General features: G+C 36.8%; 10 protein-coding genes and 2 pseudogenes. 3 read left to right on the forward strand and 9 right to left on the reverse strand.

The window, feature by feature from the left end; translation table 11 throughout:
* Nucleotides 1–119: 119 nt before the first annotated feature.
* From GA0116959_RS05615 to GA0116959_RS14180, 4 genes and pseudogenes are all read right to left on the reverse strand, one after another.
* Nucleotides 120–2,561, reverse strand: coding sequence for a fimbria/pilus outer membrane usher protein (locus GA0116959_RS05615; RefSeq protein ID WP_092719214.1), 2,442 nt, complete (start codon nt 2,559–2,561; stop codon nt 120–122).
* Nucleotides 2,562–2,590: 29 nt separating this feature from the next.
* Nucleotides 2,591–3,286, reverse strand: coding sequence for a fimbrial biogenesis chaperone (locus GA0116959_RS05620; RefSeq protein ID WP_092719216.1), 696 nt, complete (start codon nt 3,284–3,286; stop codon nt 2,591–2,593).
* Nucleotides 3,287–3,312: 26 nt separating this feature from the next.
* Nucleotides 3,313–3,798, reverse strand: coding sequence for a Csu type fimbrial protein (locus GA0116959_RS05625; protein ID WP_171256873.1), 486 nt, complete (start codon nt 3,796–3,798; stop codon nt 3,313–3,315).
* Nucleotides 3,799–3,958: 160 nt separating this feature from the next.
* A pseudogene (locus GA0116959_RS14180) lies at nt 3,959–4,105 on the reverse strand (IS982 family transposase); the annotation flags it as partial.
* Nucleotides 4,106–4,143: 38 nt separating this feature from the next.
* Between GA0116959_RS14180 and GA0116959_RS05630 the strand changes: the two are divergent.
* Nucleotides 4,144–4,278 (forward strand): annotated as a pseudogene (locus GA0116959_RS05630) (helix-turn-helix domain-containing protein); the annotation flags it as partial.
* Between the two features lie 585 nt (nt 4,279–4,863).
* On the opposite strand, the gene GA0116959_RS05635 reads toward GA0116959_RS05630, so the two are convergent.
* The 4 genes from GA0116959_RS05635 to GA0116959_RS05650 all read right to left on the reverse strand — a co-directional run bounded on the left by GA0116959_RS05635 (nt 4,864) and on the right by GA0116959_RS05650 (nt 10,061).
* Nucleotides 4,864–5,892, reverse strand: coding sequence for a porin (locus GA0116959_RS05635; protein ID WP_092719224.1), 1,029 nt, complete (start codon nt 5,890–5,892; stop codon nt 4,864–4,866).
* 135 nt (nt 5,893–6,027) lie between these two features.
* Nucleotides 6,028–7,857 carry a CocE/NonD family hydrolase gene (locus GA0116959_RS05640; protein ID WP_092719227.1) on the reverse strand — a complete coding sequence of 610 codons (1,830 nt, stop codon included), beginning with the start codon at nt 7,855–7,857 and terminating at the stop codon, nt 6,028–6,030.
* Between the two features lie 15 nt (nt 7,858–7,872).
* Complete coding sequence (locus tag GA0116959_RS05645) at nt 7,873–9,279, reverse strand: YfcC family protein (protein WP_092719230.1); 1,407 nt, start codon at nt 9,277–9,279, stop codon at nt 7,873–7,875.
* A 23-nt stretch (nt 9,280–9,302) separates the two neighbouring features.
* Nucleotides 9,303–10,061, reverse strand: coding sequence for an IclR family transcriptional regulator (locus tag GA0116959_RS05650; RefSeq protein ID WP_092719233.1), 759 nt, complete (start codon nt 10,059–10,061; stop codon nt 9,303–9,305).
* 702 nt (nt 10,062–10,763) lie between these two features.
* Here GA0116959_RS05650 and GA0116959_RS05655 point away from each other — a divergent pair.
* Together GA0116959_RS05655 and GA0116959_RS05660 are read left to right on the forward strand one after the other, a co-directional pair.
* The gene (locus GA0116959_RS05655) at nt 10,764–11,297 is read left to right on the forward strand and encodes a PadR family transcriptional regulator (protein WP_092719236.1); all 534 of its coding nucleotides are present in this window, start codon (nt 10,764–10,766) and stop codon (nt 11,295–11,297) included.
* Nucleotides 11,294–11,581, forward strand: coding sequence for a DUF3861 domain-containing protein (locus tag GA0116959_RS05660; protein WP_092719238.1), 288 nt, complete (start codon nt 11,294–11,296; stop codon nt 11,579–11,581). Before GA0116959_RS05655 ends, GA0116959_RS05660 begins: the two co-directional genes overlap by 4 nt.
* Before the next feature lie 203 nt (nt 11,582–11,784).
* On the opposite strand, the gene GA0116959_RS05665 is transcribed toward GA0116959_RS05660, so the two are convergent.
* Nucleotides 11,785–12,471, reverse strand: coding sequence for a zinc-dependent alcohol dehydrogenase family protein (locus GA0116959_RS05665; protein ID WP_244878565.1), 687 nt, complete (start codon nt 12,469–12,471; stop codon nt 11,785–11,787).
* Nucleotides 12,472–12,483 lie beyond the last annotated feature (12 nt).

Raw genomic sequence — 12,483 nt, forward strand, 5'->3', positions numbered from 1 at the left:
AACTTGTTCGAACTTCACATCAGCCTATTTATTGATGACATTTATAAAAAATAATCCTTTCTTCACTTATTCATCTGAAAATATACTTTCTCTAGATAATACCGATTTTAAGGAAGTCACTATTGTAATGCTGTGCAGATCACCGGTGGTGGGTCAGTGTTATTCGACATATTTAAGTCTAATGTCACTTCAAATTTGCACTGTTCGTTTTGCCATGTGACAGTGATATAATTTTTTTCTGCTAAATCTGTTAAATAGACTTCCCCTCTTTTTCCTACTATAAACTCCTCTTCCCGTCCTGCTATTTTTACTTTTGCCCCTAAGGGCATAATCGAGTGGTCGGCCCGTAAAATAGTCATTAGGATATGGTTTGATCGACGTACAGGTAAATTCACAAATATTCCACTCTTAGCATAGGGTTGTGGAAAGTCTTCAACTCCCTGTATTTCTGCCTCTAAAGGGAGCTCTGCCGGGTCAATACTAATTTTATTTTTTTGATAAGGTAATAGATTGGGAACTAGGGCTAAGCCTTGACTGTTAGTATGTGCAGCCAGTTGGTTACTGCGATATATTGGAATGTTTGAAAAATCCCCGACTTTCACCACAGCAAAGCTCTGCTGACCAATATTTTGTGTAGCAAAAAATAAATCATTAAACCAACCGACTGACCCTTTAGCTGCTAAGCGCACAGATGTATTCCAATCTGAATTTTCCACAGCTTCTGCAATCAGCTGCCCCTTATCTGTGTTCCAAATGAGATTGGTATAGAGCCTTTGTTGAGGATCATCACTCACACGCACACTCCAACCTAATCCCGGCCCCGACGGAACAGACTGGTTCAGTTCTGCCGTAGTAATCGATTGCCTGTTCTGATCATGAGTTATACGGGTGACGGCACTACGCTGCTGATCAAGCGGGATGGTAAGACTTAATCCTCCACTCCATCCCTGATCAGCCTCTAAGCTTTTTGTTGCATAGGTGTTTAGAAATATATTTTGTGCAAGCGAGACGTTTAAGCTTACCGAAAGCAACTGAAATATATTCCCTTCCCAATCTGACTGACCAGTATAATTAAGACCTGCTGAAATATGCTGAGCAATGGGTAATCCATAACCGGCAAAAACACGTTGTTTAGGTCTAATTTCACCTTCGATTGAAGCAAATTGATTGTAGTCTTTATCAAAATATTCCCATCGCATCGATCCACTTCCAACCAAACTGGTACGATCCAGACCTACTAAATAACGGTTCCCTTGTAGATCTTTGTTATTTGATATTCCACCGCCGATACGTAAAATAGCGACATCACCCAAGATATGATTGACTATCCCTCCAATCGCTTGGCGATCTTTCTGTAATTCAATTCGACCCTCTACTGTGGTTAATTTACTCAGACCCTGTCGCCACTGGGCGGATGAGAAGAAATCGCTATAATCATTACTTCTCACTCCATAATTTTCTCTCAGAAAACCAGCCTGAAATGAAAAATCGATAATATCTTTTTCCAATAACTGGGGAGAAGTGTAGTAACTTTTAGTAATGAGTGTTTCTTGTCCCAACAAATTCCGGACGATTAAATTTAATTCGCCAGAACCTGTGATCACTGGAATATTCGTTAAGTCAAAAGGTCCGGGACTCACTGTTTGCGTTTGAGTTTTTTGATTATTGACTAAAATATCAATGGTAGAAGGTAAAGCAGCAGACCCAGAAATTGAAGGCATCGGATAAGAAATATAACCCGGCTGGAGTGAAAAATCCCGTCCCCAACGGACACCTGCAAATCGTGCTGGACGACTCCAATCACTAGCAAAGTCGATAGTATCTCCAATCACCAATGACTGCATTCGAGTAGGTAAATCTTTTTGCCAATAGCTTTCTGTCCGTATCGTTTCCTTATGATGATCGTTAACACGCATAACGGCGCCTACCATCGCTGTTCCCCAATTATTAAAGACGGTTCCTTCGATTAAGCCCGCATAGCTATTTTCATACTCGCCATGAATCGCATTCAGATCATAATTTATAAAAATTCCGGGAGAAGTCTTTTTAGCTAATTGATCAGCCTTTGGACGTACGTTGACTGAGTTAGTTTGGAAAGCTTGTATAGGCGCATGAATCTCTAAAGTTAAAGTTTGTCGATCAAGTTTATATTTAAGACTTTGAATTGAGTCTAGTGTATAGCCCTGGTTATTATCGATTAATCTCATCAGTTCTGAAACAGGATGCAATCGAGTTGACTGCCAAACCGCTAAAGGCATTGCCAGACGACCATCTTGCAATTTTTCAACACGATAGATATCAGGTAATTGTTGGTTATTAATAATAATATTAACTAAAAGTGTTTCAGTCTGATCCTTAGCTTTCTCTGGAGCTAAATCCCCCTGATTCGGCAAATCATTTCGTTCTGTAGTTAAGAACGAAGAGGAGATATGAGGCTCTGCAACCAATCCAGCATTTACTATAGACGGAGTTAATATATGAAATACAATTATCCATGAAATTGGCTGGGGGCTAGGCCAAAAACTGTGTAATAAGGAGTGCCCTGAAAAAGATATATGCATTCGTCATTTTCATTTATTTTTTAATTAAATTATGGGTGTTGAACTGGCTCTATCATTCCATTCGCAGTTTTTAATTGAATTTTGATTGGCGTGGAATCATTACTTGGCAGATCATAAGTCCATTGTTTCCAAGCCCCTGCGAGGACCGTATCATTGACCTTTAGATTCCGTTGCCAGTCTTTTCCCTGAATATGCACGTCAGAAAAATGAATCCGTTGATTTCCGGTATTTTCAATTCGAATGCAGCCTTGACCTGTCGGCGCTTTACATTGGATCCAGCGTGATGAAATGTTAGTCTGATGAACTGGCGCAATAAAAACTGGAATATTGTGGCTAATACGAAAAATAATCTCATTGGCTTTTATTGAGCTAGAGGGTATTTCTGCGGTTAAGTTTTCGAGTACCAGCCGATAACTCTTTTCCACGTTATTGCTCTGTGGGTAGCGAGGAGTCACTCTAAATATTTGGGTGGCGCCAGGAGCTATTTCCACCATTGGGGGAACCACTAATAACTCTTTGCTCTCCTGATAATGGTTTTTGCCATCCACTTGCACCCAAGACAAGCTATTCGCTTGATATCTCAGTTTCTGACCTGAAGTATTTACCAAGGTAATCGAAACTACTTTTTTTTGTGGCGTCAGATCTACCAGAACTGGTGAAATACTCATTGCATAGCTGACTGAAGTACTGAAAAGAAGGCCAAATCCTCCTATCTTTAAAAACATTAACCGACCTCCTTAAATAAAAATTATTAATAAGAAATAGTCAGGTTTGCTGTACCTGTATAATTACCAGTCGTTACTTGCTGATTTTGTGGAATTACGCCATAAAGATCAATTGATTGAGTCACACCTGTCCCTGTTACTGGAATAGTATCGCCTGCATCTGTAGTACCTAATATAGTATCTCGACTTGCAGTAGTATAAAGTTGATAATTCAGTACTGAACCAGTGCTATTCGTCATGGTTCTTTGGGCAGTTGGAGTCGTTGAGAAGAGTTGAGCAATAGTACCATTTGTACACGTTACTCCTACCGTAGTAGCACCATCTAGATTAGCGTTCGCATGTGTGGTTACTGGAAGATATTCACCAAAAGCTAGAGTTGCATTATTAATTACGCATGCAGATAGAACATTGGCTGTGACCGTTAGTGTACTTGTTGCAGTAGCTGCATTTACTGAAGAGGAAATTCCAATAAAAATCAGAGTTCCTAATAATTTAGGTGTTATTCTAAACAATTTTTTCATCTTTTTAATCCTTACTATTAGCACTTTTATTATATGAATAGTATAGCTATTTTTGTTTGTGTCCTACTGATGTGTAAACTTATATTGTTAAATTAAGTAAAGAAATATGTAGTGCCAATTTATGCATATTAATGAGATGAATTATTCATTAGTAACAAGGTAAGTTTTTAAATAAATACTTTTTATCGTGTTTCAGCTATGAGAAAAATGCTTTGAAATTACTGAAATGAGAACATTTATACCAAATGGAAATAAAGATAATTTCCAAGATACTGAGTTGAGCTGTTCGGACTCTTAAAGGCTTTGTTGCATAAAGAGCTGAAAGATAGAGTTCCCCTAATCCCGGCAGAGTTTGCTGTACGCTTGCATATCAGCGAGAGAACCCTACAAAACGGGAACAAGGGTCGCTATCCGACTGGTCCTGCAGCGACTCTAATTCGCATTCTGGATGCTCATCCAACTCTGATTTAAATATTTTAGATAATAAAAAAGCCCAACATCCTGTTGGGCTTTTTTACATATTTGATGCGTTGGTATAACTCCTGTCGTACCTGCATTCTCCGTTGCTGTCTTTTCTTATTCTTATCTGGAGTATCCTGCTCTCTATGTCCCCATGATAGGCAATCAGGGTGCGGTCGTATAGCCGCAAAAACCCTAAATCTCTGTACGCTTTGGCGTACAAAAATGAATAAAAACTATCCCAGTTTTATCCGCAGAAATTGGGGATAATTTAAGATCTCGGTGCATTGATAACACAGAAAAAAACTTAAGAACGATTGAATATTGATCAATTTTATTGGCGAAATATATAAGAAATGGTTTAAAAAAGCCGACTTAGACACAAGTCGGCTTTTTTAAACCATTTCTTTATTAGATAAATTTTTGAAACTTAATGCTATTTTTAAAATCATTTTGTATAAACACGATTATATTAAATAACAATTAAATTTTCATACACCAAATTTTATAATACTTCATTTAAATTAAAGAAAAAGATTGTTGGTATCTACATAGAAATGAAAAAAATGATTTATAAAAAAACTCTAATATTGCCAATTAAAAGAGTTTATATTTGAAATCATATTTCACACCAATTCCAAAACCGCGTGCCGTTTGATCATCTTTAAAATCATTTTTATCGTAATGATCATAATATGTCTGTAAAGCCAGATTCTTATTTACCTTATAAACATAAGCTAATTGATAACGCTTTTGTTTCGCACCTACTAACTTTTGTACATCTTTTTCCATATAGTTGATAACAAGAGAGTTTTTATCCTTATTAAGCTTAAATCCAGTAATCCAATAATGAATATCCTTTTGGCTTGTTATGGTATTGTTATAAAACTCTTGACCGTAAAGAACATAGGGCTGAAATAAGTCTAGCGTGGTACTTCGCAGACCAAATTGCCACTTCCAGTCCATTTGATTCACTTTAGCATCTGATTCACTCCAATCTTTAGCAAACCCTAAACCCAATTTAAAATCATCATTTTTATAATCTGCTCCAAAATCAGCTGAACGTGTTGGATCTTCAGCCGCAAAATTGAATATGGATTTACCTGTATGATGATATCTAGCACTTAAACGCCATCCTTCATATTCAGGAGATTTATAACCCACTGAATTGGAGGTTCGGTTTCTGGCATTGGCAATATTGGTTCCTATCGCAGTAAGACCAGCATCATTACCAGCATAACTCACGATACTGCCTAACTGGCTATACAAGGGAGAACCTGTTGGATTACCTGAATCTAAACGCCCAATAGCAAAACTTCCCCAGACTTCACTACTTAAACCAATATAGAAATTTCGTGGATAATCTGTTTCTTCACCAGTTCTTAAATTAAAACCTTCTTCTAAACCAAAATCTAATTTCAAATCAGGTTTTAAGTCATAGAATCCTTTCACGCCGACACGGGTGCTATTATCATCCATTTCTGATCGTAACTTTTCACCATCGACTTTTTGATGTTCGTAGGCAGGTCTTAAACTGCCATAGATCAGTACTTCACTGGCAAAGTTGGAAGTGTTCATCAGCACACAGCAACTGGATAAACAGAGTGATTTAAATGTAAAGTCCATTTTTTTTAAAGCCTCGTTACCCCTTAGATCCAAAGTATCTAAAGTAAAAATTAAATAAAAAGATTTACATACTTACATCAGCATTTCATTATGCAAAAATGCAAAGTATGTAATAGAAACAAACAATAAAAAGGCTTAATTCACTTCAGCGATATGAAGATGAATTGCAGATGGATAATCCCTGCCTGCATAGATCGTATTATTCGCCTTACGTGTTGCCTCAAGCCCTTGATGCTGAAAATCAGCATGATTGAAATTCAAATCAAAATGAGGGAAGTTACTGCTCGAAATGTCCAAACGAATTCGATGGCCTTTCTTGAATAAATTACAACAGTCGAAAGCTTGAATTTCTACTTTCACGACTTCACCTACCGACAATGGCTCAGAATGCTGCCAACTGTTGCGAAAGCGCGATCGAATAATGCCATCACTAACATTCATTGCAAATCCATCTGGATAGTCCTCAGAAGATGGATAGACATCAATTAATTTAGCTGTAAAATCAGTATCTGCGACATCGCTACTAACCCATAACTCAACCTTGACTGGGCCTGCCACCAAAACGTCTTGCTCAAGTATCTCAGTTTCAAAAACCAAGATATCCGGGCGATTCGACAAGGGTTGGTTATTTTCAGCACTGCCAAAGAACCCGACTTTCTCACGCTGATCAAATGCTCCACCCCAGAAAATTGGTTTTCCCGAAGTTATTGCACCACCGATGGTTGGTACAGGATATGCGGGATCATAACAATAATCATAATGTGCTTGGAGAGCTTCAGGTTGTGTAGAAAGCTTCTCCTCCGCTGATAAATATAATGCTTTTGGTGTCGTTGCAGCAATCGGCCATGACTGTGCCTTTATCCAATGGCCACCGTGGTTCAAGGTATTATCTGCTAATTTCTCACCCGATCCTCCGCCCATAACAAATACATTTACATCATGTGCATCAGATTGCTTTTTGTCTTGTAAATGCTTTTTAAACCAGTCAATTCGGTAATCAACCCAATCCCTTTGAAAGTGTTGTTCAAAAGCGGCTTGTACACCGAACTCAACCTCCCCACTCTGTGTGTTATTACGATCACCATGTAACCACGGCCCCATAATCACTTTATGTTTAGCCACACGATCTAAGGTTGAAAATGCTAGAAAATTATTTAATGTACTGGTCACATAAGCATCGTACCAACTGGACATAAATAATACTGGAATATCAGGGATATCATCAAAATAACCCTTAGCATGAATCCCTATTTTTTCCCAGTACTCACTAAAGCAATCTTGTGACCATTGTTCAAATAAATAATCTTCATACTCAGGCATATGTCGCAGTGGTGAATGGCCTTTTTTCCACGGCATTTGCTTAAACCACTGATCTAAATCTTCAGCTTCCAACAATGCTAATAAATCGTTATCGCCTGTAGACTTTACTTTATTAATTGCTTGACGATAGGCCCATGTAGCTTGCTTTAATTCAAAAGCTCCACCCTGACGGATACCGCATTGAAAGGCTTCATAAAAACCACCAGAATCTAATATCATGGTTTTTAATGCTTTCGGATTTAAACAAGCCAATGCTAATTGCGTATGTGCAGCATAAGATAATCCCATACTGCCAATATCGCCATTACACCAACTTTGCTGTTGAATCCATTCTAAACTGTCTAGACCATCTTCAGCTTCATTAATATATTTAACAAACTCGCCTTCAGAGTGATAACGCCCGCGGCAGTCTTGAAAAATAATAGCAAAACCTTGATCTGTAAATCGTTTTGCCATATCTAAACGATTAATCAGCGTACCATCTAATTGAATTTCAGAGCGGGATTGTGCCTCTTTATCGTAGGGCGTACGTTCGATTACTACTGGCCATTGTTGTGTGGTTTCCGTATATTCTGGCAAATAAATATCAGTCGCAAGATGGATACCATCCCGCATACGAATCATTTGATTCTTTATAGCTTTCATTGAACAACCTATTTGTTAAACACCTATTGCAACCGAAATCATCAATAAAACAATCGAAATAGCCATGAAAATAAAGAACAGCGGAAATACAAATCTAATCCAAGAAGTCCAGCCAATTTGTGCTGCAGCCAATAGAACTAAGAGCCCTGTAGAAGTTGGCGTGACGAGGTTCATTAAGCTATGGCCATAAAGGAAAGCTTGAACTGTTGTTTGCGGTGGAACACCTGATAATTGTCCTAATGGCGCCAAAATAGGCATGGTCACAGCAACCGAGCCACTGGTCGATGGAATAAGTACATCAGTAATCGCTTGTGATACGAACATGCCAAAGGCAGAAACATAGGGACCATGTTGACCAATTAAATGGACTAGGCCATTAATCACAGAATCCATGACTTGAGATTCAGACAAAATAATTTCAACTGAACTTGCAAAACCAATTAACAAACCTGCAACCAATACATGTTTCATACCACTGATAAAAGCATCAATATTTTCATCAACTTTTGCATGACTCACGATGCCTAAAATAATACTGAGAAATAAATAATAGGTCGCTAAGTCGATATTCTTCCATGACCAATGATCTGAGGCAAAAACCATAAAGACAACGCCCAAACCCAAGGTGATCCAAATCATTTTATGACGCTTTGATAAGGGTTTATTGTCTAAAACAATCGGTTCAAACTGTGTATTTGAGATTTCTGCTTGTCTTGCTTTATATAAAACAAAGGCGATACCCACTAATAAGAAGATAATAAAACTGGCCAAACGGAATGACATGCCACTAAAAACGGGAACCCCAACTAGAGGTTGTGCAATACCTAAAACTGCAGGAATGACAACAGCACCCATATATCCAATTTTTACTGCAATAATTACAATCGCACCGCCTAAAATATCAGGCATTCCAAGTCTTTTAACCAACAGAATGACCATCGGAATCACGATTAAATATTCTTTAGCAAAACCTAAAATAGTACTACCTAGTGCAAAGATTCCCATTAATACTGGAATCAGTACCCATTTATTACCACCAGTTAAACCAAGCATTCGATCTAGACCAGATTCTACGGCACCCGACTTAGTGAGCACACCAAACATACCGCCAATAAATAGAATCATTAAAATCATATCGATTTTTTTAGCAATTCCCTGTGGTATCGCTTTTAAGCCATCAACTAGACTTAGAACCTTGACCTGCTCACTTGAATCAGTATTACTCGTAGAATTAATACCTAAAACTTTTTCTAATGTTACGGTTTTATCTATTACATGATAACTATTTGGAATAACGAGCTTTTCATCCCGTTCAAAACTGCCTGAATTAACAAAATATGTGGCTAAAAGTGAGATAAATACAACAATACTCATCACTATAATCGGATTAATAGGCTTCCCTATTACTGCATTCCCTGACATTGTATAACTTCCTTATTTAATGACTAATTTATCAAAATCTCATTAGAGTTAAGACTGATTCCGATCCGACCGGCTGCTTCAGCCAATTGTTTTACGATAGACTCGATCACCTGTTCATCCTTACGAACTTCAGGTAAAGAGCAACTAATAGCCGCAATCAATACGCCATCTCTTGAAAATATAGGCACAGCAAGAGCTATTACGCCTTTGGTCAATTCACCATTACTACGATAAAAACCATCACGTTGAATCTGTGCTAATTCAGATTGATTTATAGGTTCTTGAGGATGGGCTTGTATAAATGCGTTAAGTACATCTTCAGCCGCATAAGCGAGTAAGACTTTTCCTGAAGCGCCTTGTCCTAAACTACGTAAAGTGCCGAATTGACTCATCACACGTAGCACCTGAGTAGAGCCACGACGATAAATTTGTGAAATTTTAAAATTTGGTTGGTTGATATAAACCTGAAAACTTTCATTAAAAGTTTGCTGTAAGCGATCAACTTCTTGCACGACAACTTTCATTAAATGACTTTGATTTAATGATTGCTGACCAATCTTCGCAGCTTGATATCCCAAGCGATAAGCTTTGGTATTTGCATCCTGTTCCACATATCCGGCCTTATTCAACGTTGTTAATAATCGATAACAACGTGATTTATTCAGATTGACGCGTCTTGCGACTTCGCTCAATCCGATATCAGGCGAATTTGCAATAAGGTTCAAAAGCTCTAAAGCAGTTATGACGCTTCCTACATCATTTGAATTTGTATCATCCTTCATATTGGATTACCTACCGAACCAATGGTTTGTTTTAATAAATATATAATATTGTATTTAAGAAATTTATTCAAAGAAAATTTAAAAATAGATATCTCTCAAAAATTTAATATTTTCGAATTATTCTCATTTCTATCTCAGTAGATTTTTTAGCCGTGACATTTAGTTATGAAATTGTGGTGCTAAAGAAATTATTAAAATTAATAGTCGATAGAGGATTGATTTTTAAAGTTATAAACCTGCCAGTTCGATTGATAACGTTTCTACTGAAAATGCTGTACTAGAAAAGCCTCATAGTTTTAATATGATTCGACTTTACAGAGAGTTTACTAAAGATATTTTGAAAGGGAAAAACGGTGATAGTGATTTTACTCACGCGATATTCTTAACCCACTACTTAATGAAATGGGATGTACTTCTGTGGAAAATTATCGGATTACAGAAGGCAGTTGGTCTTTAAACTAAAATAGATATTTTTTTCAAATTTCCTAAAATCAACACAATTTTCCTTATACGAAAGGTCCGATTGATAGGCTTTTTAATCATTTATTTAACATAAAAATCTTATACAAAATAAAAAAACGGGGATCTATAGTCCTCGTTTTGTGTAACACCATTATATTAAATGGGAGGAAAATAAAAGAATTGAAAATTTACCTAAAACCCAATAAGATATATCTTATAAAATCTTAGATGTATAAAACGATGAATGAAATATTAGGTAATTTTTTGCTAGTAGATTCAGATCAACCATCGCGTAAAAGTCGTTTATTTGAACCAGGACATATGAAATTACTGGTTCTTTTTTTAATTGAACAGGCACCTCGATATGGGTACGAAATTATTAAAGGTATTGGTGAGCTAGTAGGTGGTGGATATAGCCCAAGTACAGGCACAATTTACCCAACCTTGTCTTATCTTGAAGATATGGAATTTGTTGGCATAGAGAAATCTGATAGTGACCGTAAGCAGTACAAAATTACTGTCGCTGGTATTAACCATTTAAAGGGTCAAAAAGAGCATTTAGAACACATTCTTGGCCGCTTAGAAACTCGGCGTGAAATCCAAAATAATGATCAATATTTGGATATTTATCGTGCTATGGAAAACTTAAAAACGGCCTTGCGACTCAAATTAAAAAATAGTGCGTTGAATGACGAAACAATCTGTCAAATTGCTAAGAGCATTGATCAAGCTGCTGTTGCTATTAGCCGTATTAAAAATGAGCAAGTGCTATGAAACAACATGAATATCAAATTACTGTAAAGCATATCGCAGATGCAAAAGGTAACCCTTCAACTTACGATGAGGACCTTATTTTTACTGCATATAACCATGATGATATTTTTAAAATTTTAGAATATTTAAAGCAGAAAGAGTTAACAGATGAAAACTCGATGAAGTCTTTTGCCGTAGGTTTAAAACTTATGAGTGAGATTTTATTAGAAAATAAAGAAATTCCGTTATTCAAAGAATTTTTACCACACTTTATTGAGTTTATTAAATCACTTAAAAAGCTCTAAATAATGAAAAATTTCGTTAAAATATAATTTAACTTCCCTAAAATTAACATAATACTCGTTAGGTGAACTAAAAAAATTGAGATTTTAAGCTCATATTTTTACTATGTTTTTGGAACTTTTTTATAAGCACTATTATGTTGAATGGCTCTGATTTAGATATTAAAAAACACCTTTCGAGGTGTTTTTTAATTCACTTATTGATTTTATGAAATTTGAATCACAATCTTACCAAAGGCACCTTTAGACAGATGTTCAAAAGCAGCGATAGCATCTTCAAATTTATATACATGATCAATAACAGGTTTAATTTGATTCACATTTAAAAAGTCATTCATTCTTTCAAAAGCAACTCGTGGAGCTACTGCAATTCCACGAAGTTTTGTTTGACGGAAAATGAGCGGCATTAAATTTAACTGAGTGGTTTGGCCAGTTAAGAAACCCACTTGAGCCACAGTACCTGTTACTTTTGTCGCTGCGATAGACTGATTAAGACCATTGCCTCCAGCAACCTCAATCGTTACATCAGCACCTTTACCATCCGTTAATTTAAGGACTTGCTCTTCCCAGTTTGGATAGGTTTTATAATTGATTCCTTCATCGGCACCTAGAGCTTTAACTTTTTCTAAATTTAGATCATTGCTTGATGTCGCAATCACTCTAGCACCATAGGCATGCGCCAATTGAATTGCGAAAATAGAAACGCCACCTGTCCCTTGCACTAAGACGGTTTGCCCCAGTTTAAGGTTGCCGATATCTATCATTGAATACCAAGCCGTTAAGGCTGCAATTGGTAAGGTAGATGCTTCAACATCAGTCATATTATCTGGTGCTTTTACTGCGCTTTCTTCATGCAAAATCATGTAATCAGCAAGTCCACCTGGTAGTGGCATGCCTAGGCAATA

The organism is Acinetobacter albensis (assembly GCF_900095025.1).
GTDB classification, from domain to species: Bacteria; Pseudomonadota; Gammaproteobacteria; order Pseudomonadales; family Moraxellaceae; genus Acinetobacter; species Acinetobacter albensis.